Origin of the sequence: Synechococcus sp. FACHB-909, from assembly GCF_014698945.1 — a bacterium.
In the GTDB taxonomy this organism is placed as follows: Bacteria; Cyanobacteriota; Cyanobacteriia; order PCC-6307; family Cyanobiaceae; genus Cyanobium.
The window spans coordinates 552,585-577,039 of the sequence record NZ_JACJTY010000001.1 but is presented as its reverse complement, the minus strand read 5'-3'; the positions used below and the strand labels follow the sequence as shown (position 1 = coordinate 577,039).

27 protein-coding genes are annotated in these 24,455 nt (G+C 70.1%); 14 read left to right on the top strand and 13 right to left on the bottom strand.

Features of this window, described 5'->3' with window-relative positions; all coding sequences use genetic code 11:
* Window positions 1-5: 5 nt before the first annotated feature.
* On the bottom strand, window positions 6-659 hold the full coding sequence (locus tag H6G99_RS02860; protein ID WP_190609695.1) for a methyltransferase domain-containing protein: 654 nt from the start codon (window positions 657-659) through the stop codon (window positions 6-8).
* Window positions 660-713: 54 nt separating this feature from the next.
* On the opposite strand from H6G99_RS02860, the gene H6G99_RS02855 reads away from it, so the two are divergent.
* Window positions 714-1,121, top strand: a complete 408-nt coding sequence (locus H6G99_RS02855) for a VOC family protein (RefSeq protein WP_190609693.1) — start codon at window positions 714-716, stop codon at window positions 1,119-1,121.
* On the opposite strand, the gene H6G99_RS02850 is transcribed toward H6G99_RS02855, so the two are convergent.
* From H6G99_RS02850 to H6G99_RS02830, 5 genes are read right to left on the bottom strand one after another with little or no spacing between them, the layout of a single operon-like run.
* The gene (locus H6G99_RS02850; protein ID WP_190609692.1) at window positions 1,108-1,983 is read right to left on the bottom strand and encodes a PfkB family carbohydrate kinase; all 876 of its coding nucleotides are present in this window, start codon (window positions 1,981-1,983) and stop codon (window positions 1,108-1,110) included. The genes H6G99_RS02855 and H6G99_RS02850 overlap by 14 nt on opposite strands.
* Window positions 1,984-2,772, bottom strand: coding sequence for an ABC transporter permease (locus H6G99_RS02845; RefSeq protein ID WP_190609690.1), 789 nt, complete (start codon window positions 2,770-2,772; stop codon window positions 1,984-1,986).
* Window positions 2,772-3,584: an ABC transporter permease gene (locus H6G99_RS02840; protein ID WP_190609689.1), complete on the bottom strand. Its 813-nt coding sequence runs from the start codon at window positions 3,582-3,584 to the stop codon at window positions 2,772-2,774. The genes H6G99_RS02845 and H6G99_RS02840 overlap by 1 nt, the downstream gene beginning before the upstream one ends.
* Window positions 3,581-4,564 (bottom strand): ABC transporter ATP-binding protein, encoded by a 984-nt coding sequence (locus H6G99_RS02835; protein ID WP_190609688.1) that lies wholly within the window; start codon window positions 4,562-4,564, stop codon window positions 3,581-3,583. Before H6G99_RS02835 ends, H6G99_RS02840 begins: the two co-directional genes overlap by 4 nt.
* A 60-nt stretch (window positions 4,565-4,624) precedes the next feature.
* Entirely contained in the window at window positions 4,625-4,909 is a 285-nt protein-coding gene (locus H6G99_RS02830) for a galactose oxidase (protein ID WP_190609686.1), read from the bottom strand.
* Between the two features lie 273 nt (window positions 4,910-5,182).
* Between H6G99_RS02830 and H6G99_RS02825 the strand changes: the two genes are divergently transcribed.
* From H6G99_RS02825 to H6G99_RS02795, 8 genes are all read left to right on the top strand, one after another.
* On the top strand, window positions 5,183-6,010 hold the full coding sequence (locus tag H6G99_RS02825; RefSeq protein ID WP_190609685.1) for a transglutaminase-like domain-containing protein: 828 nt from the start codon (window positions 5,183-5,185) through the stop codon (window positions 6,008-6,010).
* Window positions 6,011-6,260: 250 nt separating this feature from the next.
* Entirely contained in the window at window positions 6,261-6,575 is a 315-nt protein-coding gene (locus H6G99_RS16670) for a DUF723 domain-containing protein (protein ID WP_286190931.1), read from the top strand.
* Between the two features lie 73 nt (window positions 6,576-6,648).
* Entirely contained in the window at window positions 6,649-7,416 is a 768-nt protein-coding gene (locus H6G99_RS02820; protein ID WP_094586982.1) for a phycobilisome rod-core linker polypeptide, read from the top strand.
* 192 nt (window positions 7,417-7,608) lie between these two features.
* The gene (locus H6G99_RS02815) at window positions 7,609-8,565 is read left to right on the top strand and encodes an orange carotenoid-binding protein (protein ID WP_094586980.1); all 957 of its coding nucleotides are present in this window, start codon (window positions 7,609-7,611) and stop codon (window positions 8,563-8,565) included.
* A 68-nt stretch (window positions 8,566-8,633) separates the two neighbouring features.
* The gene (locus tag H6G99_RS02810; protein WP_190609684.1) at window positions 8,634-9,413 is read left to right on the top strand and encodes a fatty acid desaturase; all 780 of its coding nucleotides are present in this window, start codon (window positions 8,634-8,636) and stop codon (window positions 9,411-9,413) included.
* Window positions 9,382-9,765 carry a fluorescence recovery protein gene (gene frp / locus H6G99_RS02805; protein ID WP_233134036.1) on the top strand — a complete coding sequence of 128 codons (384 nt, stop codon included), beginning with the start codon at window positions 9,382-9,384 and terminating at the stop codon, window positions 9,763-9,765. Before H6G99_RS02810 ends, frp begins: the two co-directional genes overlap by 32 nt.
* Window positions 9,766-9,987: 222 nt before the next feature.
* Complete coding sequence (gene rbp / locus H6G99_RS02800; protein WP_094586978.1) at window positions 9,988-10,329, top strand: RNA-binding regulator; 342 nt, start codon at window positions 9,988-9,990, stop codon at window positions 10,327-10,329.
* A 191-nt stretch (window positions 10,330-10,520) separates the two neighbouring features.
* The gene (locus H6G99_RS02795; protein ID WP_094586976.1) at window positions 10,521-10,733 is read left to right on the top strand and encodes a hypothetical protein; all 213 of its coding nucleotides are present in this window, start codon (window positions 10,521-10,523) and stop codon (window positions 10,731-10,733) included.
* Here H6G99_RS02795 and H6G99_RS02790 read toward each other — a convergent pair.
* Both H6G99_RS02790 and H6G99_RS02785 read right to left on the bottom strand, forming a co-directional pair.
* The gene (locus H6G99_RS02790) at window positions 10,712-11,605 is read right to left on the bottom strand and encodes a transglutaminase family protein (RefSeq protein WP_094586974.1); all 894 of its coding nucleotides are present in this window, start codon (window positions 11,603-11,605) and stop codon (window positions 10,712-10,714) included. The genes H6G99_RS02795 and H6G99_RS02790 overlap by 22 nt on opposite strands.
* A gap of 3 nt (window positions 11,606-11,608) precedes the next feature.
* On the bottom strand, window positions 11,609-11,983 hold the full coding sequence (locus tag H6G99_RS02785; protein WP_094586972.1) for a hypothetical protein: 375 nt from the start codon (window positions 11,981-11,983) through the stop codon (window positions 11,609-11,611).
* A 174-nt stretch (window positions 11,984-12,157) separates the two neighbouring features.
* Here H6G99_RS02785 and H6G99_RS02780 point away from each other — a divergent pair, with 174 nt between their 5' ends.
* The 3 genes from H6G99_RS02780 (at window position 12,158) to H6G99_RS02770 (ending at window position 14,715) form a co-directional block, all read left to right on the top strand.
* Window positions 12,158-13,024 (top strand): bile acid:sodium symporter, encoded by an 867-nt coding sequence (locus tag H6G99_RS02780; protein WP_094586970.1) that lies wholly within the window; start codon window positions 12,158-12,160, stop codon window positions 13,022-13,024.
* A gap of 330 nt (window positions 13,025-13,354) precedes the next feature.
* Window positions 13,355-13,756 (top strand): hypothetical protein, encoded by a 402-nt coding sequence (locus H6G99_RS02775; protein ID WP_233134035.1) that lies wholly within the window; start codon window positions 13,355-13,357, stop codon window positions 13,754-13,756.
* On the top strand, window positions 13,753-14,715 hold the full coding sequence (locus H6G99_RS02770) for a hypothetical protein (RefSeq protein WP_190609895.1): 963 nt from the start codon (window positions 13,753-13,755) through the stop codon (window positions 14,713-14,715). The genes H6G99_RS02775 and H6G99_RS02770 overlap by 4 nt, the downstream gene beginning before the upstream one ends.
* A 9-nt stretch (window positions 14,716-14,724) precedes the next feature.
* Here the strand turns inward: H6G99_RS02770 and H6G99_RS02765 are convergent, their stop codons facing one another.
* The 4 genes from H6G99_RS02765 to H6G99_RS02745 form a co-directional block, all read right to left on the bottom strand.
* Window positions 14,725-15,177, bottom strand: coding sequence for a hypothetical protein (locus H6G99_RS02765; protein WP_143594171.1), 453 nt, complete (start codon window positions 15,175-15,177; stop codon window positions 14,725-14,727).
* A 353-nt stretch (window positions 15,178-15,530) separates the two neighbouring features.
* The gene (locus H6G99_RS02755) at window positions 15,531-18,410 is read right to left on the bottom strand and encodes a bifunctional acetate--CoA ligase family protein/GNAT family N-acetyltransferase (protein WP_190609681.1); all 2,880 of its coding nucleotides are present in this window, start codon (window positions 18,408-18,410) and stop codon (window positions 15,531-15,533) included.
* Window positions 18,407-18,853, bottom strand: a complete 447-nt coding sequence (locus H6G99_RS02750; protein WP_190609679.1) for a universal stress protein — start codon at window positions 18,851-18,853, stop codon at window positions 18,407-18,409. The genes H6G99_RS02755 and H6G99_RS02750 overlap by 4 nt, the downstream gene beginning before the upstream one ends.
* A 53-nt stretch (window positions 18,854-18,906) precedes the next feature.
* Window positions 18,907-20,988 (bottom strand): cation:proton antiporter domain-containing protein, encoded by a 2,082-nt coding sequence (locus H6G99_RS02745; protein WP_190609678.1) that lies wholly within the window; start codon window positions 20,986-20,988, stop codon window positions 18,907-18,909.
* Between the two features lie 128 nt (window positions 20,989-21,116).
* On the opposite strand from H6G99_RS02745, the gene H6G99_RS02740 reads away from it, so the two are divergent.
* A complete protein-coding gene (locus H6G99_RS02740) occupies window positions 21,117-22,424 on the top strand; it encodes an aromatic ring-hydroxylating dioxygenase subunit alpha (RefSeq protein WP_190609676.1) in 1,308 nt (435 codons plus the stop codon).
* 19 nt (window positions 22,425-22,443) lie between these two features.
* Here H6G99_RS02740 and H6G99_RS02735 read toward each other — a convergent pair whose 3' ends face one another.
* Window positions 22,444-23,094: a ParB-like protein gene (locus H6G99_RS02735; RefSeq protein WP_190609675.1), complete on the bottom strand. Its 651-nt coding sequence runs from the start codon at window positions 23,092-23,094 to the stop codon at window positions 22,444-22,446.
* A gap of 97 nt (window positions 23,095-23,191) precedes the next feature.
* Here H6G99_RS02735 and H6G99_RS02730 point away from each other — a divergent pair, with 97 nt between their 5' ends.
* A complete protein-coding gene (locus H6G99_RS02730) occupies window positions 23,192-24,307 on the top strand; it encodes a sirohydrochlorin chelatase (protein ID WP_190609673.1) in 1,116 nt (371 codons plus the stop codon).
* Window positions 24,308-24,455: the final 148 nt, after the last annotated feature.

Sequence of the window (24,455 nt, the reverse complement as noted above, 5' to 3'; positions counted from 1 at the left end):
AGGACCTACGGCGTCGGTTTTTCCGCCACCACGGCGAAGAAGGGATCCCCCTGACCCCCCAGCCAGCCCATGGGACCCTCGGCCTTGGTCGGCTCGGCGATCAGCTGCGGCGCCGGCCAGCCCTGGGCCTGCAGCACCCGGCTGACGTAGGCCAGGTGATCCCGGTCGCTGCCGTCGGTCCAGATCTGGGGGGCCTTCTGAAAGAACATCCGGTTCGAGAAGGCCACGATCACCTGGCCGCCGGGGCGCACCACCCGCAGCAGTTCGGCCGCCACCGGCTCGGGCCGCTGCAGGTACTGCCAGCCCGCCACCATCAGGACCGCATCCACGCTGGCATCCGCCAGGGGCAGGCGCTGGTCCTGGTTGAGGTTCTGCAGCCAGTGCCGATCCAGTCGCGGGTTCGCCGCCAGTTCGGCCCCGTTGAGGCCATGGCCGATCACTTCTTCATAGGTGATGTCCTCCGGCAGGTGACTCACCCAGCTGCTCATCAGATCCAGCACCACCGCGCAGGGGGGGATCCGCTCCCGGTAGAGCGCCGTCAGCCGGCGGCGGAAGGCACCATCGAGGTGCTGCACGAAGCGGGGTTCGGCATAGAAGAGGGTGTCATCGGAGCTGTCCAGCTTGCGCCGCTCCGCCTCGTTCAGCACCAACACCGCCATGGCCACCGGGGATCCGTTCTGCTGCCATGGTGGCGAGCCACGGCTGCTTCCGTCATGACGCCCCCCGCCCCGGCGCCTCCCGTCCCGTCGTCCTTCCTGGTGCTGGCCGCCGATGACCCCGAGCGGCTGGCCGCCTTCTACGGCGCCCTGCTGGGGACGGACCCGCTGCAGGGATCCAGCCCCAGCCACTGGCGCCTGCTGGGGCCGGGAGATGGCCGTCTGGAGATCTACGCCCCCTCACGGCAGCGTCCCCGCCCCCGGGGCGAGGGCCGGCTGGCCCTGTGTTTCTCGCGCCCCGCGGGGGAGGCGCCCCCCCTGCAGGTGCTCCACGACTGGCTCGCCGTGGTGCTGGCCCTGGGGGCGGTGGCGGTGGAGCCGGCGCGACAGGAACCGTTCGGAGCCGAGGCCTGGCTGGCCGATCCGGAGGACAACCGTCTGCTGCTGCTGGTCAGCGGCGGCTGAACCGCAGCTGGCTGGCGTAGGGCCCGCGGCCATCGAGGCAGGCGGCGCCGCAGTGGGCGCCGAGGCTGATCGCCTGCCGCAGATCCCAGCCGGCGGCCAGGGCGGTGGTGACGCCGGCGGCGAAGCTGTCGCCGGCGCCGTAGGCATCCCGCACCGGCCCGGTCCGGCGGACGGCGGCATAGCGGCCGCCGGGAACCAGTGCCCCGCCCCGTTCGGCCTCGGTGCCGATGCGCAGCCGGGGCGGCGGGTCGAGATCCCCCGGCCGGTAGGCCTCGCCGGGATCGGCGGCGCTGCCGATCAGGGCGTCGAGGGTCACGCCCGCCTCCCGCAGGGCCGCCAGCCGGACCCTCGGGGTGGCGGCCAGCACCCGGGCCCGACGCGTCTTCCGCAGGCCGGCGGCATCGGTGGCGGTGACGAACACCCCGCTGCTCTGCTCCAGCCGCTGCCACGGCAGCCCATCGTCGGCGGTGGGCATCAGCCGCTCGCCGATCACCGTGATCGTGCGCTCGCCGCCGCCGTCGATGAAGGTGATCCCCCGCCGGGTCGGGGCTGCCCGCCAGGCGATGTGCAGCTCCAGCCCCAGCCCCTCGAGCTCTTCGGCGGCCCGGCGCCCGAGGGGGTCGTCGCCCAGGGCCGTGAAGAAGGGAACCCGCTCTCCGGTGAGACGGGCCATCTGCACGGCCACCACGGCGCCGCCGCCGGCGGGAAGCTCACAGAAGTCGTCGGCGTGGAGGATCTCTCCGGCCGCCGGCAGATGGTCCACGCCGACGAAGCTCACCATCTCCACGTGGCCCACCACCGCCAGGGACAGGGGGGGAAGCTCCGGCAGTTCCTCCAGAGGCAGGGGGACGAGGGGCTCCATTCAGCTGGAGGCGGAGGTGTAGAAGCGCAGGGCGAAGTTCCAGAACCAGCGGCTCGCCACCACCGAGCCGATCGCCACCGCGCCACCGGCCAGCAGCCAGGGGCCGGAGGCCCTCCCCAGGATCGCCTCGGCCGGCACGGTGGTGAGGAACGCCACCGGCACGATGAAGGTGAAGAAGGCCCGCAGGCCGGCCGGGAAGGCGCTCACCGGAAAGCGGCCCGCCACCAGCACGCTGCGCAGCACCTCGGTGGCGTTCCAGATCTTCACGAACCAGATGCTGCTGGCCGCCAGCACGAACCAGAGGCTGTACAGGATCATCAGGCTGGCCACCAGCATCAGGGCCGCCCCCAGCAGGGTGAGGGGCGCCGGGGTGGCGCCGGCCTTCCAGGCGGCGTAGCCGATCAGGCCGGCCCCCAGGGCGATGCCGGGCAGGCCCCAGGGGGAGAAGGTGCGGGCCGAGAGCCAGAACTGGCTGTCGATCGGCTTGAGCAGGACGAAATCGAGGCTGCCCGTGCGCACGTGGGCCACGATCGTGCTGAGGTTGGGCTGCAGCAGGGTGCTGGTGATCCCCTCCAGCAGGGTGTAGACCCCCAGCACCACCAGCGCCCCTTCCCAGCTCCAGCCCCCCAGGGACTGGCCGCGCCCGTAGAACAGCGACAGCACGAAGATGCTGCCCACCAGATTGCCGGCCGTGGCCACCAGCTCAATCAGGAAATTGGCCTGGTACTCCAGTTCGGCCGTCAGCGAGGCGATCCAGAACACCTTCAGGGTGGTGAGGTAACGGCCCATCACGCCCCCATGGCCGAATAGTGGCGCAGCCCCCGTCGCCACAGCAGCAGGTTGATCGGCAGCAGCAGGGCGGCCCAGGCGGCCATGGCCGCGAAGCTCTGGAGCACCGGCACGGTCTCCCCGGCCAGGATCCTGGCGGGCACATCGACCATGTAGGGGAAGGGGGTCCAGAAGGCGAAGGCCCGGACCCCCTCGGGATAGAGGGCCAGGGGGGCCACCAGGCCGGAGAGATAGAGATAGGGCAGATAGAGGAGGCGCTCCAGGGCGCTGGCTTTCTCGCTCCAGAAGCACACCATCGTCAGGGTGAACTGCATCAGGAAGCGCAGGGCGAAGGCGGCCAGGGTGGCCAGCACCGCCAGCAGCACCGACGGCAATGAGGGCCACCAGAAGGCGGCGGGATAGAGAAGGAAGAACAGCCCCACCAGCATCGCCACGAAGGGCAGCCGGGTGGCCTGCTCTGAAAGGTGGGCGGCCACGTAGCGCCACACCAGCGGCAGGGGCTGGAGCAGGTAGGGCGACAGGCGGCCGTTGAGGTTGTCCTCCTCGAAGGTGTACATCACCCAGACGATCGTGAACTGACGCACCACGAAGGCCGACAGGAAATAGCGGGCCAGCTGCAGGGAGCTCATCCCCAGGCCGCCGCCGGCATCGACGGCGCTCCACAGGCCCAGCATGATGAAGGGCAGCACCCCCGAGAGGGCCCAGAGCACGATCTCGGCCCGGTACTCGAGCATGTAGGCGTACTGGCTGGAGAGCAGCACGGCGGCGATGCGGCGGGCGTGGCCCAGCCGCTGGCGCAGGCCCCCCCTCATGCCAGGGCCCCCTGGTGGAACAGCCGGCCGATGATGTCCTCGATGGGCGGGTCGGACACCGACAGATCGACCACGGCCAGGTCGGCCAGCAGGCGTCCCACCTGCTCGGTGAGCCGCTCCCGCGGGATCAGCAGCCGCACCTCCCGGCCCTCGATGGCCTCCACCTCGCCGTAGCTGGCGAAGGCCTCGGCCCCCATGGGCGCATGCAGCTCCAGGCGCACCTCCCGGCAGGGCGCCAGCCGTTGGGTGAGCGTCTCGAGGCTGCCGTCGTAGAAGAGGCGGCCCTCGTGAATCAGCAGCACCCGCGGGCAGAGGGCAGTGATGTCGGCCATGTAGTGGCTGGTGAGCAGCACGGTGGCCCCGAAGCGGCGGTTGTAGTCGGCCAGGAAGCTGCGCACCCGGGCCTGGGCGTTCACATCCAGCCCCAGGGTCGGTTCATCGAGGAACAGCACCGCCGGACGGTGCAGCAGGGCCGCCAGCAGCTCCGCCTTCATCCGCTGGCCGAGGGAGAGCTTGCGCACCGGCCGGCGAAGTTCGTCCCCCAGTTCGAGCATCTCCGCCAGCTCGGCGATGCGGCGCCGGCTCTCCTCAGGGGGGATGCCGTAGACGGCGGCGTTGACCCGCAGGGAATCGAGCGGCGGCAGATCCCAGATCAGCTGCTGCTTCTGGCCCATCACCAGGGTGATCTGGCCGAGGAAATCCGCCTCCCGGCGCTGGGGCTGGCAGCCGGCCACCTCCACCGTGCCGCTGGTGGGGTGGATCAGCCCCGTGAGCATCTTGAGGGTGGTGGTCTTGCCGGCACCGTTGGCCCCCAGGAAGCCGACGAACTCGCCCGGCTCGATCGAGAAGCTCACGTCCTGCACCGCCGCGATCAGGCGCTCGCGGCGGTTCACGAAGTGACGCAGGGTGCCGGCCAGTCCGGGTTGCTTGTCGGCCACCCGGTAGGTCTTGCCGAGGCCCTGCGCGCGGACGATGGCCATGCGGTCGGGGGCGGGCAGGGCCCACCCTATCGAGAGCTCTGCCCCATCCGGAGCCTGTGCTCAGGCGGCCTCAGGACACCAGCCGGAGCTTCGCTGCAGCGGCTCCAGCCAGCTCGGACAGCGCTGGGTGAGATGGTCGCCGTGGCAGATCAGGGCCTGATGCCACTGGCAGCTCAGCAGGGGGATGCTGTCGGCATCAGCGTGGTGACGGAACCACTGACAGGTGAGGCAGACGTGCCGGCTGCGGCTGGGGAGCAGCTGTTCCGGCCCCAGATAGGGCCAAGCGTCGCAGGAGTCAGCGTGGTCTGGAGCGGGGTCTGGATCGAGGCCTGGAGAGGAGGGCATGGCTGCGGAAAGCGGTACACCTGTACTAGCAGGGATCACCCCTGGAGGCCAGCGCCACGACTCCGCGGCGCTGCCGCAGCACCGATGCAGCACCAGCGCAGCAGATGTCGGGCGCCGCCCGCACCGTTACGCTGCCGTCCCTATCCCGGCGGCGGCGCAGCGGGCCCGACCACCATCCGGGCCAGGGATCCCCATCACCGATGCCCGCCCCGGAACCCCGCCCGGGGGGCGACAATCGACCTTCGGGGCCGCTCCGTTCGCCATGCCTTCTCCATGCTGATCCGGCTCGGTTGCGAACTGACCCTCTCCTGCTGGGCGCCGACCCCGATGCTGGCCCTGGTCCATCCCCATGGCAGCCGCCTGGAGGACCGCCGCGGTCCCGAGCGGCTGCGGTTGAGTCCGGACCGGATCGCCGAGGTGCTCACGGATGCCGACGGCAACCGTGCCTGCCGCTTCCTGGCCTCCACGGGCAGCACCACCCTGGGATTCGAGGTGGTGGTGGCCGACCCCGGCCTTCCCGATCCAGTGGCGCCGGAGGTGGGGGAGTGCCCGGTGGAGGCGCTGCCGATCGTGACCTACCCCTACCTCAACCCCAGCCGCTACTGCGACACCGATCGCCTGGCCCAGGTCGCCTGGGGGCGCTTCGGCGGCGTCCGGCCCGGCTGGTCGCGGGTGCAGGCCATCTGCGACTGGGTGCACGAGCAGCTCCGCTTCGACTACGGCGCAGCCCGCAGCGACAAGACCGCCCACGACGCCCTGCGGGAAGGGCGTGGCGTCTGCCGCGACTTCGCCCACCTGGCCATCAGCCTCTGTCGCTGCCTCAACATCCCCGCCCGCTACTGCACCGGCTACCTGGGCTACACGGGCACCACGCCCCTGCCCGAGCCGATCGACTATTCGGCCTGGTTCGAGGCGTTTCTCGAGGATCGCTGGCATGTCTTCGACCCGCGCCACAATCGCCCCCGCATCGGCCGGGTGCTGATCGCCCGGGGCCGGGATGCGGCGGATGTGCCCTTCCTGCGCTCCTTCGGTGACCACCAGCTCACCGGCTTCCGCGTCATCACCGAGGAGCTGGCCACCCCCGGGTCCCCCTGCCTCTGACCACGGCGAAGTGTGGAGAATTCATGCGCTGGGCCAGCCTGCCGGGCCTGGGCGGCAGAATCCCCTGAGTTCAGGCACCATCGAGCCCGTCGAACGGTTCATGATCACAGACCCTGACGACCGTTGGCTGGGTCAGCTTCCTGACCCCCTGAGCCCATGGGGTCCCGACCATGGGACCGGGGTTTCGGGCCCGTCGTCAGCCTGACGTACGCAGCCGGGTTTTTTATTCCTGACTCACGCGGATCGACCAATGGGTTTACGGATCGATGAAGCCACGTTTCTGGAGCGAGCCCGGTCCCGATTCGGCGGCCGATACGATTATTCGCAGATCAACTACAAGAGCTTCCGCAGCCCAGTCAAGATTCGCTGTCTGGAGCATCCTGTCCGGGAGATTGTGATCACGCCGGAGCGGCATCTCCAGACCACCGGCGGTTGCAAGTACTGCCTGAGAACTTATCGCAACCAGACCCTCGAACGGGTCCTGAGGCTCGACTGCGAGCCCAGCGAGCGCCCCGCAACCCTGCCACCGCCACCCGTGGCAGTCCCCGAAAGTAAAGCTGTGTGAGGGATCCGGTCGGTTTCCCAAGGCCGGTTTTGGTCACGGTTATCTTTCCGGGTCATTCACCCTGAATCCCTCCATGGCCCTTCCTTTGCTCGCCGCCCGACCCTCGAGCCTCAATGCCAGGGTGCCGAGTTTCGCGATCGCCAGTGAGGAATCCCCCCGCCAGGCCGTCGCCACCCTGGAGACCCGCAAGGCCTCCGGAGACCGCCTCAGCCTCGACGTCCAGATTGAGCAGGCCTATCGCCAGATCTTCTTCCACGCCTTCAAGGTGGATCGTGAAACGGTGCTGGAATCCCAGTTGCGCAGCGGACAGATCACCATGAGGGATTTCATCCGTGGTCTATTGCTTTCCAGGCGATTCCGCGAGGGTTTCTATGATTGCAACAGCAACTATCGCCTGGCAGAACAACTGGTCGGCAGGGTTCTGGGGCGCCCGGTGTATGGGGAGCAGGAACGGATCCGCTACTCGATCCTGATCGCCCAGCACGGGCTCGTGGCCCTGGTGGACACCCTGCTCGACTCGGCTGAGTACCTCGAGGCGTTCGGTTACGACACCGTGCCCTACCAGCGTTCGCGTGTGCTGCCGGGCCGGTCCCAGGGAGAGCGCCCCTTCAACCAGCAGGCGCCCCGCTACGACGGCCGCTGGCGCGACGTGATCGCCAGCCGGGCTCCCCGTGGTTCCAGCCCCTGGTCCCCCGGCACGCCTCGTCCCGCCTGGCTCGGGGAGCAGCCCTCGCCCCTCGCCCGCCAGATCTGGCAGGGCCTGGTCACCGCCGGTGGCTTCGCCATCACCGGCCTGGTCCTGTGGACCGCGGCCGCCATGCTCAGCACCGGAGCGCCCTGAGCGCCGCCCCTCGGCGGGGATCGCCGGGAGGTCGTGATCCGCAGCACGGTGAGCTGGATCTGCCACCGAACTTGCTGTGCTGACGGACACGAAATCGTGCTTTTCTTGGTGTGAGGTGGTCGCAACGCCGTCGCCGCCACCGCCATGCATTAGGATTTGTAAAGATTTCTTGACCTTCCGGAGGTGCCTGTCATGTTCACGCTCGAAAAAGCGACCCAGATCTTTCCGGACACCCTTTCGGCCGACGTGGTGCCGGCCCTCACCGCCCGCTTCAGCCTCCTGAGCGCCGAGGACCAGCTGGCCCTGATCTGGTTCGCTTACCTCGAGATGGGCAAGACCATCACCATCGCCGCCCCCGGTGCGGCCCGCATGCAGTTCGCCGAGCCGGTGCTCAACCGGATCAAGGCGATGACCTTCGCCGACCAGAGCCAGGTGATGGTGGATCTGGCCAACCGCTCCGACACCGACATCTGCCGCACCTACGCGATCTGGTCGGTCAACATCAAGCTCGGCTTCTGGTATCGCCTGGGCGAGTGGATGGAGGAGGGCATCGTCGCCCCCATCCCCGAGGGCTACCAGCTCTCCGCCAACGCCGCTTCGGTGCTCTCCTCGCTGAAGGGCATCGATGCGGGGCAGCAGATCACCGTGCTGCGCAACTTCGTCGTCGACATGGGCTTCGACCCCAGCAAGGTGGACGGCAGCGAGCGCATCGCCGAGCCGATCGTGCTGCCGACGGCCCCTGAGCAGCGCACCAGGGTCTCGATCGCCGGCGTCGACAACGCCACGATCCTCTCCTACATGGATCTGCTCAATGCCAACGACTTCGACCAGCTGATCCAGCTGTTCCTGCCCGACGGCGCCCTGCAGCCTCCCTTCCAGCGGCCCATCGTCGGCACCGACGCCATCCTGCGCTTCTTCCGCGAGGACTGCCAGAACCTCAAGCTGCTGCCCGAAACCGGCGTGAGCGAGCCCTCCGATGGCGGTTTCACCCAGATCAAGGTGACCGGAAAGGTGCAGACCCCCTGGTTCGGAGCCGGTGTCGGCATGAACGTGGCCTGGCGTTTCCTGCTCGATCCCGACAACAAGATCTACTTCGTGGCGATCGATCTGCTGGCCTCCCCCGCCGAACTGCTCAAGTTCGCCCGCTGAGGAGTCCGTTCACCCTCCCCGCGCCTGCGGGTCCCTTGACCGGGGAGGCCTCGGCCTCTCCGGTCACAGTGGCTGGCGGAGACACGGGACTCCTGCTGGGAACGGGAATCTTCGGGGCCTGGCTGGCCACCCTGGTGCTGGCCCTGCTGGCTGAGCCTGCCGGCTGGACACCGGCGGCACTCGGGCTGGTGGTCGCCCTGCGCACGCTCCTGCAGACGGGCCTGTTCATCCTCGGCCACGATGCGATGCACCGCACCCTTGTGCCGGGTCGTCAGCGGCTCAACGACGGCCTGGGTCGGCTGGCCCTGCTCCTCTACGCCGGCCTTCCCTACGCCCGCTGCCGCCGCCACCACCTGCGCCATCACCGCTTCCCGGGCAGCCGCCTGGATCCGGACTTCCGTCGGGCCAGTGGTGACGGGGCCCTGCGCTGGTACGCCCGGTTCATGGGGAACTACCTCTCCCTGGGCCAGCTGGTCCTGCTTCTGGCCAGCTGGCTGGCCGTGGCGGGAGGCCTGATGCTGCTGGAGCCCCGGCAGGCGCTGGCCGTCCCCACCTTCTGGGTGCTGCCGCTGGTTCTCAGCTCGTTCCAGCTGTTTCTGTTCGGCACCTATCTTCCCCATCGCGGCGACGGATCCAGCCCCGCCGGCCGCCATGCGGTCAGAAGTCTGGGGTACCCCCACCTTCTCTCCCTGCTGGCTTGTTACCACTTCGGGTACCACCGGGAGCACCATGCCCACCCGGGGGTGCCCTGGTTCCGGCTGCCGCAGTTGCGGGGCCACGTTCCCCACCAGCACGGCCATGGTTACGGCCCCGCCGATGACTCGCGTCCGCTCAGGCCTGGGCGTTAACGTCCAAATTCAGCTGTTGAGACCCATGGTGAGTGCGGTATTGGAGTGGACGGATCAGGAGCAGCAGGTGGCACGCCGCGCCTTCGACAAGGCCCACTCCAGAGCCGCGATTGGCATCATCCGGGCCGTTCAGGCCCATGCGAGCCGCATGGACTCCGTGGAGGAATGCTGGAAACTGCATGACTTTCTCAGCATCCAGCGCCATGAAATCGAAGGACGTTTCGATTTCCGCCTCCCCGGCCTGCTGTTCGTCTTCGCCAGCCTGGTGAAGGATGGTCTGCTCCAGGTCGAGGAACTCGAAGGACTCGAGCGGGACAAGCTCAACAAGATCACGGCGATGTCGCGGATGTGAGGGGGACGCAGCAGATCTGCTGCACGGCTCCGCTGGGATCGCCTTTCACGCCTGCTGTTGGCCTCCGCAGACGCCGCCCGGGCGGTCTTCCCGACCCGCTACGCCTGGGGCCCCGGCCCGCGGGGGCTGTAGGGTAGGGAAGATTCCAAGATTTCTCTCCAGCGAGCTCATCACTTTCTAAAAGGGCTTTCGAAGGATCGGTTCATAGTTTTTTTCAGGTTCATGACCATTTACATCGGAAATCTTTCCTTCGACGCCGAAGTGGAAGACGTGAAGAACCTTTTTGCCCAGTACGGCGAACTGCGCCAGTGCACCCTTCCCCTCGATCGCGACACGGGTCGCAAGCGCGGTTTCGCGTTCGTCGAGATGACCAACGACGCCGACGAGACCAAGGCCATCGATGATCTTCAGGACGTCGAGTGGATGGGCCGCAGCATCCGTGTGAACAAGGCCGAACCCCGCACCGGCGGTGGCGGTGGCGGCGGTCGCTCCGGTGGCGGCGGCGGCGGCTACGGCGGCGGTGGCGGTGGGTACGGCGGCGGCGGTGGCCGCAGCCGCTACTGAGTCATTGCCGGATTTCCGGGCCCTGGCGGGTACCGGTTTCCTGATCAACCGCCCCTGGGTCTCCAGGGGCGTTTTTTTTGGTCGGTTCGTTTTCGTCCCGCCGGTGCCGCCGCGTGTGGGGAGTCCGGCACGGATCGAAAGACACTCTGCTGCTGTGGCCTGTTGGCGTGGCCGGGGAGCAGATTGGGCCCATGAGTGATCCCAGCCCTCGCGGCCGGTACCGGGTCCGACCCGCCGACCAGAACGAGACCACCGTGCCCAACGAGGTGACCGGTCCGACCTTCGACCACCGCGACGAGGCGGAGCGGTATGCCCACAGTCTGGTGCTCGCTCACCAGACCCCTGTGGTGGTGGAGAAGCTGGCGCCCGCCGGCTGCTGGCTTCAGCTCGGGATCATCGGCTGAGGCGGCGCCTCTAATCCCTCGATCTCGTCGGCGGCCTGCAGACGGATCAGGTAGGTCAGGCTGGAGCCCACGCCGGTGCCGCGGTAGCGGCCGCTTACCGGCGCCGCCAGATGGTGGTCGGGCGCGGCGGCCAGGACCAGGTGGCCATCGGCCACCGCCAGGCCCAGGCTGGGGTCGAATCCCCGCCAGCCGCCTCCGGGCAGATACACCTCCGCCCAGGCGTGCAGCTCGTGTTCGCTCACCTCGGGGGGATGGTGCATCGAGTAGCCGCTCACGAACCGCGCCGCCAGTCCCTGGCTGCGGCAGGCCACCACATAAAGCATGGCGGTGTCCCGGCAGGCCCCGGTGAGCGTGCGGAGGGTCTCGGCAGCATCCGTGGGCTCCCCCTCCAGCCGGCCGACATGGTGAAAGCCGTGGTGAATCTCATCGGCGAGGGCGCTGAGGAAGGCGGTGGCCGATCCGTCGACCCGGTCGGCGATGGCCTGGGCCCAGGCCCGCACCTCCGGATCGGCCCGATCCTGCAGACAGCCCGCCAGGGAGCGGGCCTCCGCCTCCGGGTAGCTCACTGGCAGGTGCTGGGCCTCCCGGTGGGTGACGATCCAGTCGTAGGGGTTGCTGCGCAGGGTTTCCACCAGCATGTCCACCGTGATCGTGAGCTGGTCCCGCTCCTGCTGGAACCAAGCCACCATCGCGTCGGTGCCATCGGGCTCCAGCACCCGGCTCAGCCCCGCCGGAGGCTCCTCCAGCCGCAGGTGGTGCTCGAGGATCCTCTGGCTGCCGTCCTGGCGGGGGGTGAGCCGCAGGGCCATCGGCTCGAGGAAGACGGGCCGGTCGTAGGTGTAGCTGAGGCGATGGTGGATGCGGAAGAACATCGCTCAGCCCATGGCCTCGCGCAGGACGTCCTGGAGGTCGTCATCGATGACGTAGGTGTGCAGCGGTGCCGTGTCCAGGTCTTCGACGAGGGGGAAGAAGCGGACGGAGAACCAGGCCTCGAAGAGTTCGAGGCTGCGGGGATGGGGCCAGCGGCTGCGGTCGCGGCACCAGAGGTCGAGCTCGGCGGCGAAGATCTGGCCGTAGCTGTCCAGCAGCCGGTCCTGGGCTTCCAGCTCGCTGTCGTAGGTGGGGATCAGATAGAGGCTGTGGTCCTCCCCCAGCCCTTCCATGTCCTCGCGGGTCCAGAACGGCCGGGTCCAGTCCACCATCGGCTGCCGGGGCGCCACCGCGATCGCGCAGCGGTTGAGAACGGCCATCGATGGAGTGTCTGTGGCTGGTTCAACGCTAGCGAGGCCGGGCCTGGGGGGCATGGGTGAAACCATGGATCCGCCCCGCCACAACAGCGACGACATCGCAGGCCGAGAGCCATGCTCGATCGCCACGGCCATTGCCGTCAGCCTCACGTTCATCGGCGCTGTCACCTGATCTCCATGGCCCAGGCCTCTGCCGCACTCGTCGGCCTCACCCTGTTCACGATCATGTTCGCCCTCGGCCTGGGGTTGCAGCTGGATGCGATCGCGCAGTTGCGCCACAGGCCCGCCCTGGTGATCCGGGTGCTGATCGGCTCATGTGTGCTGGTGCCCCTGGTGGCTTTGGTGCTGATGAAGCTGCCCCTGAGCTTCGCCCTCTCTCCAGCGGCCCGCTTCGGCATCGTCCTGATGGCGGCCTGCCCCAGCGCCCCGCTCACCTTGCGCAAGGCCGGCAAGACGGGCGGCGACCGCCAGCTGGCGGCACTGCTCCAGGCCTGCGCGGCCGTGGCCGCGATCGTTTCGATACCCCTGCTCGCTGATCTGTTCCGGGCCTCGTTCGGCATCGACGGCTGGGACATCGCCCCCCGGGACGTGGCCCTGCAGGTGGGCAAGGCCCAGGTGCTGCCGCTGCTGGCCGGCCTGCTGCTGCGGCGCTGGAAGCCCAATTGGGTGGCGTGGCTGGAGGGGCCGCTCGACAAGCTCGCCAACGGCCTGCTTCTGCTCCTGATCGTGCTCGTGCTGATCAAGGCCGGCCCTTTGCTGCTGCCGTTCGTGGCCTCCAACTGGCTGGCCCTGGGCTTCATGGCGGTGATGGTGGCCGCGGCCCTGGCCATCGGCTCCCTCACGGCTGGCCCGGAGCCTCGCGAGCGCATCACCGTGGCCCTGGTCACCTCGATGCGAAACCCGGGCCTGGCGTTGCTGTTCGCCACCACCCACGGCGCCGGGATGCCCGGCCTGAAGCTGGCCGTGCTGGCCTACCTGCTCGTCACCGTGCTTCTGTCGATTCCCTTCCTGCGCTGGCAGAAAGGTCTGCAGGGGGTGGCTTGAGCAGACGGTCCCTCACAGGTTCCCGGTCATCGGCGCTGTCGGATCTCCAGGCCCAACGCCTTTGATTACAACGATTTGCGCGTCAGCCCCGTCACCCAGATCCTTGCTGCCCACTCTGGAATCATCGCTGGCCATCGTGCAGCCGCCCCTTTCGTTCCTTTCCCCATGCCCCACCGCCGGATCAGCCTTCAGCCCTGCGGCCGCCACGATGGCGTGACCCGTTTCTGTCCCGCCCTTCTAGGTGGCGGAGTCCTGGCTGGCCTGACGGCCACGTTCCTGCTGGCCCCCCAGCCCGCTGCGGCTGCGAAGGCTGCTCCCACGGGGAAGGTGTTGTACACGCTCACTACCCAGTGCGCGCTCCAGGGGGCTGCTCCCGTGCCCTGCACGGTGGAAGCGGTGGACATGGGAGGGGCCACGCTCTACCGCCACCGCATCGGCACCGGGGTCGAAACGGTCCGCATCACCGCTGAACCAGTGACCATGGCGATCTGGGCGAACGACACCAAGCAATGGAGCCCGCTGCGCGGAGCTTCGGCCCGCTTCTCCACCAACACGGTCTGCTTCAACGGCAAGGACCTCTGCGTGGTCAACCCCAATTACCTCAACAGCGTCCGGGAGGATCGCACCAACACGCGCCTCCAGGGCCGTGATCTGGTGATGGTCCACTTCGGCTCCGACGGCCGGGTGGACGCCAGCTGTTACGACGACGCCTGCGCCCTGTTGCTGAAATGAAGAACCTGAGCGGACTCGCCCTGTTGGTGGCCGGTGTGATCGCCTCGCCGGTCGGGGCTGGCCTGGCCCTGGAGATCTCCTCCCCCCACGCCCCGGAGCTGATCGCCCGCGGCGGCGGTGGCGGGGCTCGGATGGGCGGTGGCGGCGGTGCCCGGATGGGCGGCGGTGGTGGCGGCGCCAGAGTCGGGGGTGGAGGCGGTGGTCTCGGCCGCGCCGGTGGTGGTGGTTCGCTGGGCCGCAGTGGCTTCCAGGGATCCGGCGGGGCCGGCGGTCTCAACCGGGGCGTCAACAGGCCCGCCGGGGGCTGGAGCAGCGGCGTTGCCGGTGGTGGCCTGGGGGGCCCCTCGTTGAATCGTCCTGCGGCGCGGCCCGGGGGGGTGGTCGGCACCCCTGGACTCAACAGGCCCGCCGGAGCCGGAACCATCAACCGCAACGCCAACCTCAACCGGAACGCCAACCTGAACCGGAACGTCAACGTCAACCGCAACCTCAACCGCAGCGTCAACGTCAACCGCAACTGGACCCGCGCCGCCAACGTCAACGCCTTCGGTGTCCGGCCCGGCTGGGCCCGTCCGGGCTGGGGCGTCGCCCGACCCTGGAACCATGGCTGGTACGGCGGCTGGGCCACCCCGTCATGGGGATGGTGGGGGGCCCGGGCCGCCACCTGGGGTGTGGCCACGCTGGCGACGGCTTCGATCATCAACAGTGCCGTTGACGCCGCGGTGGCCAGCAGCCAGACGGTGATCGTGGTGCCCAACACCGAGTACCAGCTGCTGTTCGGCACGGTCCAGCCGACCGGCACCTCGACGGTGGCCTTTGATGTCAGTGCCGACGGCAGCGTCTTTCAGCTCTCCGCCGACTGCCAGCAGGGTCTGCTGAACGGCCAGGAGCCGAGCAGTGCCCAGGAAGCGGAACTCCTCAATGCCGCCTGTCAGGTGGCCTTCGGGACCGCTTCCTGAGCCGGGGGCTCACCAGGGCAGGGGAGCCCGCTGGGCGCCGATGCTGCAGCCCATCTGCTGACCAAGCAGGGCCCCGAGCGGCACGGCCCAGGTGCGGCCGTCCTGGCGGGAGGCGGCGTAGCCCAGGCCACCGCCGATGATGCCGCCCACCAGTCGGCCGACGTTGCAGCGCTGGGCCGTCTGGGCCTGGATGTAGTCGGGAGCCACCGGCAGGTTGGCCCGGTAGCGGTCGACGTCGTAGTCGGCCCGGTAGCCGCCGCCGTAACCGTCGCCGTAGGACGAGGGGCTGGGCAGGGTCTGCACGGGGTAGGGAACACGGCGGCTGTCGACCTGGCGGGGTGCGCCGGACGGGCCCCAGGGACCGGCCAGGGCCTCCAGGGGGGCGGCGACCAGGGCCAGGACGCCGGTGGTGCCCAGCAGGCCCACGAGGCGGCGGGACCCCTGACGAAGGATGGTGTTCATGGTGTTCGCGTTGTGAGGAGCGACCCCTGAGGTGGGGCTGACATCAATCAAGCGAAGTCATGTGACCGATCCATGAACGGCTCCCGGCCGATGTCCGACAGGATGCGACTCCAGCAAACGGCGCGCCCTGCCCATGGCCTGCGTTGCCCTGTGCATCGCTTGCTGTCGGACCCCTGGTCGGATCGCGCCGCCGTTGCCAGCTTGAACGGGAGGGTGGGAGAACCCGATGAGCTGGAGCGAACTCGAGCGCCTTGTCGATGAGGCCGAGACGGATGCGGTGATCCGCTGCGGGCTGCGCCATTGCCGCTCCTCCCCGGAGCTGATCCTGGCCGCCCGCCGCCTGGGTTACCGCGTCACGCGGGTGGATCTGCAGCGGGCCTGGCAGCTGCACTGGCTGGCGAGGGAATCCCGTCCCGTTCCGGCAGGCCAGCGGCCGGCTCCAGGAGGCTGATCTCGGCGTGCACGCATTCAGCCGTGGGCCGGAGCCGGAAGCCCAGCTTCCGGCAGACGTGCTGCATGCCCCGGTTCTCGTGCAGGATCTCGGCGCAGATCCGCTCCAGTCCCTCCTGGCGCCCGATCTCCAGCAGCAGGCCCAGCAGGGCGGTGCCCAGCCCCTGCCGCTGCCAGGGATCGGCGATCAGCATGGCGAACTCGGCCGCGTTCTCGTCGTGGATCCGGCTGAGCCGCCCCACGCCCAGCACTTCGGCGGGGGCGCCGTTCTCCCCGGCCCGCTCCGCCACCAGGGCCATCTCCCGGTCGTAATCGGTGAAGCAGATCCGGGTGAGCCGCTCGTGGGCGATCCGGTGGCCCAGGGTCATCAGATGGAAGTACCGGAAGTAGACGCTCTGCTGCGAGAGGGTGCGGTGGAACGCCACCACCAGGGGTTCGTCCTCCGGCCGGATCGGCCGCAGGGTCACCGCTGAGCCGTCGGGCAGCCGCCAGTCGCGCACGTACGCGCTGGGGTAGGGACGGATCGCCGGCCTGGGGCTGAAGCAGGTGGCTCCGGAGGACGCCTGCAGCAGCACCCGGGCGTCGAGGGCCACCAGGGCGCCCTCCCCATCCCCCGGTGCCACCCGCAGCGGGTTGATGTCGAGTTCGAGGATGGCCGGGTGCTCCAGCACCAGCCGGCTGAGGCGCACCAGCAGCCGTTCGAGCGCTGCCAGATCCACCGGCGGCCGGCCCCGCACCCCCTGAAGCGCCGCGTAGATCCGGGTGCGCTCCATCAGCCGCCGGGCCAGGGTGGTGTTCAGCGGCGGCAGGGCCACGGCACTGTCGCGGAACACCTCCACCAGCAGGCCGCCGGTGCCGAACAGGATCACCGGCCCGAACTGGGGGTCGATGCTGCTGCCGACGATCAGTTCGTAGGTCCCTGTGAGTTCCAGCATCGGCTGGACGGTCACCCCGCCGAAGGCGCTCGCCCCGTGCAGGGCGACGATCGCGCTCTCCATGCTCCGGTAGGCCTGGGCCACCGCCTCGCCGTTGCCCAGGTTCAGCTGCACCCCGCCGACGTCTGTTTTGTGGGTGAGCTCGGCGGAGAGCAGCTTCACCACCACCGGGTAGCCCATGGCGTCGGCGGCGGCCGTGGCCGCCTCGGCGCTGAGGGCCATGTGGGTGGGGACCGTGGGAATGCCGTAGGCGGCCAGCACCTGCTTGGCTTCCCATTCGTTGAGCAGGGTGCGCCCCTCCGCGCGGACAGCGGCCAGCAGCTCCTCCACCCGCCCGCGGTCGGCGTGGGGCTCGTCGGCACCGGATGCCACCGCTGCCTCCGTTTCCGGCACCAGGGCCGGCGTCTCATAGAGGGCGCGCAGGTTGTCGCTGTAGCGCCACATGGCATCGAACAGCTGCACCGCCGCGTCCGGGTAGCGGTAGGTGGCGATGCCGGCGGCATTGAGCAGGCGCTCCCCCGCCTCCACGTCCCGGCCCCCCATCCAGCTGGCCAGCAGGGGCTTGGTGGTGCTCGCCGCCAGGGCCACCAGCCGTTCGGCCGTGCCGGTCGGGTCGGTCATGGCCTGGGGGGTGAGCACCACCAGCAGACCGTCGCTGTCGGGGTTCTCCAGGGCCAGGCGGATGGCCCGCTCGTAGCGCTCCGGATCGGCGTCCCCGAGGATGTCGATCGGGTTGGCCCGGCTCCAATGCTGCGGCAGCACGGCATCGAGGGCCGTCAGGGTCGCCTCCGGGAGCCTGGCCAGGGTGCCGCCGTGGCGCACCAGGGCGTCGGTGGCGAGCACGCCAGGGCCGCCGGCGTTGGTGAGGATCGTCAGCCGCGGGCCCATTGGCCGGCGTCTCTGCTTGGAAAGCACCTCGGCCAGGTCGAAGAGGTCGGCGATGCTGTCCACCCGCAGCACGCCGCAGCGCCGGAAGGCGGCATCGAGCACGGCGTCACTGCCAGTGAGGGCCCCGGTGTGGGAGGCCGCCGCCTGGGCCGCCTCGGCCGTGCGTCCCGCCTTGATCACCACGATCGGTTTGGTGAGGGCCACCTCCCGCGCCGCCGAGAGGAACGAACGGGGATCCCCGATCGACTCCATGTAGATGACGATGCTGTGGGTCTCCGGGTCGTCCCCCAGGTAGGTGATCAGATCCCCCCAGTCCACATCGAGCATTGAGCCCATCGAGACGAAGGCGCTGAAGCCCACGTTCTCCTGCAGGCTCCAGTCGAGGACGGCGGTGCAGATGGCCCCCGACTGGCTCAGGAAGCCCACGTGGCCGGGTCGGGCGAAGGTGCCGGCGAAGGTGGCGTTGAGGCCGGTGCGGGGATTCATCAGCCCCAGGCAGTTGGGCCCGACCAGCCGCATGCCGGAGCGGCGCAGGCCATCGCGGATGCGGGCCTCGAGGGCGATGCCGGCGGCGCCGATCTCCCGGAAGCCCGCCGAGAGCACGATCACCCCCTTCACCCCCGCCGCCGCGCAGGCCTCGATCAGCCCCGGCACCGTGGCGGCCGGGGTGGCGATCACCGCCAGATCCACGGGCTCGGGCAGCTCCGCCACCGTGGCGTAGGCCCGGATCCCCAGCACGCTGGCGCGCTTCGGATTGACGGGATAGACGGTGCCGCCGAAGGGATGGCTGATCAGGTTCCAGAGCACCCCCCGGCCGACGCTGCCCGGCCGGTCGGAGGCCCCGATCACCGCCACGCTGCGGGGGGAGAAGAGGGCCGCCAGCGGCTGGTGCTGGGAGCGCAGGATGTCGTAGGCCCGGTCGGAGGCGCCGTCGCCCCCACCGGAGGCGAGGGCACTCATCGGTAGACCAGGACCGGACAGGGGGACTGGACCAGCACCCGCTGGGTCTCGCTGCCGATCAGCATCCCCACCAGGCCGCGGCGGCCGTGGGAGGCCATCAGGATCAGATCGCAACCCAATCGGGTGGCGGCCTCGACGATGGCCTGGTGGGGCAGGTCGCTCATCACCTTCTCGCCATCGGCGCTGACGCCGGCCTGGCGGGCCACCGCCAGGGACTCCTCCAGGATGCGCTCCACGTCCTTGCGGCTGGCGCTCATCAGCGCCTCCATGGTGGTGGCATCGAGCATTTCGCCGAGCCCCACCACCTGCACCGGCACGCTGGCCTGGGCATGGAAGAAGGTGATGCGGGCCCCGAGGGCCGCGGCAAGGGCCACGGCATGGCGCACGGCCGCCATCGAGAGGTCGGAGCCGTCGCTGGGCACCAGAAGGTGGCTGTAGGGCATGGGAGCTGGGGGTCTCCCCTCTGTCTAGTCATGGCCCCTGATCCATGCAGGGGTCAGTGGAGTGGATCGCTGATCACCAGGACCGAGCAGCCCAGCCGCCGCAGCAGCCCGGTGGCCTGGTCGCTGGCGGGAATCGGCATCCCCTCCACCAGGCGCCGCAGGGAGCGCAGGATCACCAGATCGTGGCTCTCGCTGCTGCGCTCGATCGCGTCGGCCACGTTCGGGTCAGCCTGGAGGTCCACCGTCACCGGCACGGCCCCGCCGGCCCTGGCGGGGGACGGGACCCAGGCCTGGAGCCGGCGGGTCAGCCGCTCCCGCTCCGCCTGGGCCAGCCAGGGTTCGTGCACGTGCAGCAGGGTGATGGCGGCCCCCTCCCCGGGCGGGCTGGCGCGCAGCAGCCGCTCCGCCAGCTGGAACTGTTCCAGGGCGCCGGCGGAGAGGTCCTTCACCGGCACGAGCAGCCGGCGGAAGCCGGCCGGATCCTCCCGCAGCCGGGCCATCACCACCGGGCAGTGGGCCTGACGGCAGATGGCGGCCACCAGATCGCCGAACAGCCAGCTCCCCAGCCGGGCGCCCGGCGCCACCCCGACCAGCACCAGGTCGGCCCCCTGCTCGAGGGCCGTGCGGGCGATGCCGCCGGGGATGTCGTTGTCGACCCGCAGCAGCGAGCGGCTGGGCACCCCTGCCGCCGCGGTGCGGACATCGGCCCGCTCCAGCAGCTGGCGCCCCGCGGCCAGGGCCCGGTGCACGACGGGATGGGGCCCGCGGCCCGCCCCGGCCTGGCGGGGCGACACCACCGCCAGGGGCAGCACCGAGCCCTGGTGACCCGCCTCGCCGTCGATCAGGCGCCCGGCCAGGGCCAGCAGGAACTCCTCGCTGCGGGCGTCGCTGATCGGCACCAGCACCCGCAGGGCCCGCCGCACCAGGGCCAGCTGGCCGCTCTCCTGCAGGCTCAGGTCCCGGGAGCGGCGGCTGGCCATCCGGGTCATCGCCACCGTGGTCAGGATCGGGCCCAGGGTCGCGGTCACCACCATCAGGGCCAGGACGCTGTTGAGCATCCGCTCATCCAGCAGGCCCTGGCGGAAGCCCACGTAGGTGGCGGCCAGGGTCGCCGCCACCTGGGGCAGCGACAGCGACCAGAGGGTGAGCATCTGGGGGCCGTCGTAGCGATAGAGCAGCCCCGACCACCAGGAGGCCAGTCCCTTGCTGGCGATCAGGCACAGGATCAGGGCAACCGCGAAGGCGGAGCCCGTCATGGTGCTCAGGAACACCGGCACATCGAGCAGCAGGCCCAGATCGATGAAGAACAGGGGGATGAACAGGCTCGCCCCCACCACCACCACCTGCTCCTTGACGCGCCCGTCCGGCAGCACGCCGTTCACGGCCAGGCCGGCGAGGAAGGCGCCGACGATCTTCTCCACCCCGGCCAGCTCCGCCCCCACCGCCGCCAGGAACAGGGCCAGCAGCACCGCCACGAACAGGCGGCTGTCGCCGTCGACGCTGCGGCGGACCAGGCCCCGGCCCAGCCAGCGGATCAGCAGCAGCACGGCGGCGGCATAGACGGCCACCTTGAGCAGCAGCCCCACCACCCCCTCGGCGCTCAGCTGGCCCCGCCCCAGGCTGACGCAGAGGGCCAGCACCACGAGGGCGGCGATGTCGGTGAAGATCGTGCCGCCGATCGCCACCGTGACGCACTCCTCCCGCATGGCGCCGAAGCTGCGCACGATCGGATAGCCCAGGGGGGTGTGGGAGGCCAGGATCGAGCCGATCAGCACGGCGCTCACCGCCGGGTAGCCATAGGCGAACCCGAGCACGGTGCCGGCCAGCATCGGCAGGGTGAAGGTGAGCAGGCCGAAGCGGAAGGAACGGGCCCGGATCCGCTGGAACTCCCCCAGGTCGATCTCCAGCCCGGCGATGAACAGCAGGTAGATCACCCCCACGTCCGAGAGCAACCGCACCGTCTCATTGCTGGACACCAGCCAGGCCAGGCCGTGGGGACCGATCACCACTCCCGCCACCAGCAGCCCCACCAGGTCCGGCAGGCGCAGGGGCCGCACCAGCGGCGGCACCACCACGCTCAGCACCAGCAGCAGGGCGAAGATTGCCAGGGGATTGCCGGTCAGGAAGGTGCCCACGGAAATCGGGAGGGATGGCAGGGGTGTCCTCCAGGCCGTCCTAGGAACGCCGCCACCGGCGATCGCCCTCCCCGCGGCGTCTCGTAACGGGCCCGCATCCGGCCGCCTGGGCCAGCAGAATCGGCTGCATGACGAGTTCCGCCTGGCGCCAGCACTGGTATCCGGTGGCCTATCTGCGGGACCTGGACCGCACCGGGCCCACCGCCTTCACCCTCCTCGATGAGGACCTGGTGCTCTGGTGGGACCGCACCGGCCAGGCCTGGCGCGCCTTCGCCGATGTCTGCCCGCACCGCCTGGTGCCCCTGAGCCAGGGGCGGATCAATGCCGGCGGCGAGCTGGAGTGCCCCTACCACGGCTGGAGTTTCGCCGGAGACGGCCACTGCACCGCCATCCCCCAGGCCGAGCCGGGGGCGAGCCCCAGCGCCGTGCGATCCCGTTGCCGGGCCTACGCCACCGCTGAGGCCCAGGACCTGCTGTTCGTGTTCGCCGGGGAGGCGGCCGACGCCGCGGTGGTGCCCCTGCCGCTGGTGCCGGTGCTGGAGGAGCCGGGCTGGTTCGTCCAGGACACCTTCCGGGACCTGCCCATGGATGCCCTCACCCTGCTGGAGAACGTGCTCGATGTGAGCCACGTGCCCTTCACCCACCACCGCACGGTGGGCAAGCGGGAGAACGCCTCCCCGGTGGCAGCGGCGATCACCAGCTCCGGCCCTGAGGGGTTCACGGCCCTGTGGGAGGAGGGCCCCCGCCGGGGCAAGCTCGGCAGCCAGCACACCACCTACGCCGCCCCCGGCCTGATGTGGCACGACCTCACGGCGCCTGGCTTCGCCCGCATCCTCACGGTGGTCTACGCGACGCCGATCCGCCGCGGTGAGTGCCGCCTGTTCGCCCGCTTCCCCTTCCAGTTCAAGTCCCGGCTGCCTCCCCTGCTGCTGGGCCTGCGCCCCCGGTGGCTGCAGCACATCGCCAACCACACGGTGCTGGAGGACGACCAGGTGTTCCTGCACTGGCAGGAGCGGGTGCTGGAGCAGCGGGGCCGCAGCGGCGGCGCCGAGCGGGCGTTCTTCCTGGCCACCGGCGCCGACGTCTATGTGAAGGCCCTGCACGACTGGGTCAACGCCCACGACGGTGACCCCTTCCCCGGCCAGGCCCTGCCCCCCCGCCTCGATCGGGCGGCGCTGATGGACCGCTGGGAGAGCCATGGCCGCCACTGCGCCTCCTGCCGCGGCGCCCTGGAGGGACTGCGGCGCTGGCGGCCGCTGGTGCAGGCCATTCCCTGGCTGGCCCTGCTGGCCATCGCCTGGTGGCAGACGCCCCCGGTGCTGGTCGCGGCCCTGCTGCTGGCGGCGGCCGCGGTGCTGCTGGGCCGGCGCTTCGATCGCTGGGAGCGGCTGCTGCTGGCCGGGGATGGCGAACCGCCCCGCAACCGGCCCGACTGAGCCGGCCGGGCCCGAAGGTTCAGCCCTTCCAGCCGGCCAGGTGGGAGGCTGCCCTGGAGCGCACCAGGGAACGGGCGGCCGCCAGGGCCGGTGCCAGGTTGGCGGAGCTGAAGGGGGGCAGGGGGCGGCTGCGCAGCCAGGCTCCCCAGCGGAATTCGTGGAAGGGGATCAGGGGGGCCGGATCGATCATGCCCTCCTTCTTCAGCCTCCAGACCAGGGAGCGGTAGGGATCGTCCTGCAGGCCCTCCAGGCCCTGGGGCAGGGCCGTGGGGGCCAGGGGGCCATGGCCGCGGCCGTCGTAGAGGTACAGCCAGCCCCGGGCCTGCAGTTCGGCGAGCACCGCCTGGGGCGGCTCGGACGGCCGATCGAGCACCAGGTAGCCGTAGGCCATGGCGCCGGGATCCAGCTCGATCAGCCCCCGCAGGCGGTGGTGGCGGTCGACCATCCAGAGGGCGTCGCCGGCGCCGCGCACCAGCGGAACCGGTTTGCCGCGCAGGTAGCGCAGGCGCTGCTCGGCTGTCTCCTCGGAGAAGTCCTGCTGGCGGCTGCGCACCTCGGCCAGACCCACGCACATCTGGGTGGGCCGCAGGTCGCCGATGGCGACGCTGAGCAGGTCCGCCTTCGGACCCGGTGGTGGAAGGGGCTGGTATGGGGGCAGGTGCAGGCTCATGGGTGCCGGTGGCTGAGCCCCATCCTGACCGCTCCGAGCCGGTCCCCACCGCCGTGGTTCAGCCACGGGAATAGGGTCGAGCCAGCCACGGACGTTCATGACCACCGCCCCTGACCGAGCCATCGCTCCGGAGGGACCCCACGGCCCGATCGGGGTGCTGGTCTGTGGCCACGGCAGCCGCAACCGTCTGGCGGTGGCTGAATTCGCCTCCCTGGCCCACCAGCTCCAGCACCACCTCGCCCCGGTGCCCGTCGACCATGGCTACCTGGAGTTCGCCCGGCCGATCCTGCGCGACGGTCTGGATGCCCTGCGCCAGCGCGGGGTGCAGCACGTGCTGGCCGTGCCGGCGATGCTGTTCGCCGCCGGCCACGCCAAGAACGACATCCCCTCGGTGCTCAACACCTACGCCGCCGAGACCGGGCTGCGCATCGACTACGGCCGGGAGCTGGGGGTGGATCTCAAGATGATCCAGGCCGCGGCCGCCCGCATCCGCTCCGCCATCGACGGTGCCGACGCCGACGCCATCACGGCCGGTCGCAGCCCCGTGCCGCTGCACGACACCCTGCTGGCGGTGGTGGGGCGTGGCTCCTCCGACCCGGATGCCAACTCCAACGTGGCCAAGGTCACCCGGATGCTGGTGGAGGGCTTCGGCTTCGGCTGGGGGGAGACCCTCTATTCCGGGGTCACCTTTCCCCTGGTGGAGCCGGGCCTGCGCCAGGCCGTCAAGCTCGGCTACCGGCGCATCGTCGTCTTCCCGTACTTCCTGTTCTCCGGGGTGCTGGTGTGCCGGATCCGCCAGCACAGCGAGCGGGTGGCCGTCGACCATCCTGAACTTGAGATGGTCCAGGCCGGCTATCTGGGCGACCATCCCCTGGTGCTGGACACCTTCCGGGAGCGGGTCGCCGAGGTGCTCGGGGGCGATGTGGCGATGAACTGCTCGCTCTGCAAGTACCGGGCCCAGGTGCTCGGCTTCGAGCGGGAGGTGGGGGCGCCCCAGCACAGCCACCACCACCATGTCGAGGGGCTGGTGGAGAGCTGCACCCTCTGCGAGCGGGAATGCACCGGCGCCTGCCAGCCTGATGGCGTGCCCGTGCCGCTGGGCGGGACGGGGGCTGGCCATGGCCACGGCCATGAGCACCATCACCACCACCCCGTCTACCCCCATGCGGACCACCCGCTGGGTCCCCTGACCCTGCGGCGGCCGAGCGACTGAGCTGGCGGGGTGTGGGCGGGCTGGCCTCGCCGGTCTCATCTCTGATTGCGTCCAGAGAGACTGAGTTCTGATCAATTGTTCCGATGGTTCGGGACTTTCCCCCACCTCGGCGCCGTTTTCCCCCGATTCGCGGCACTTTTCCACAGTT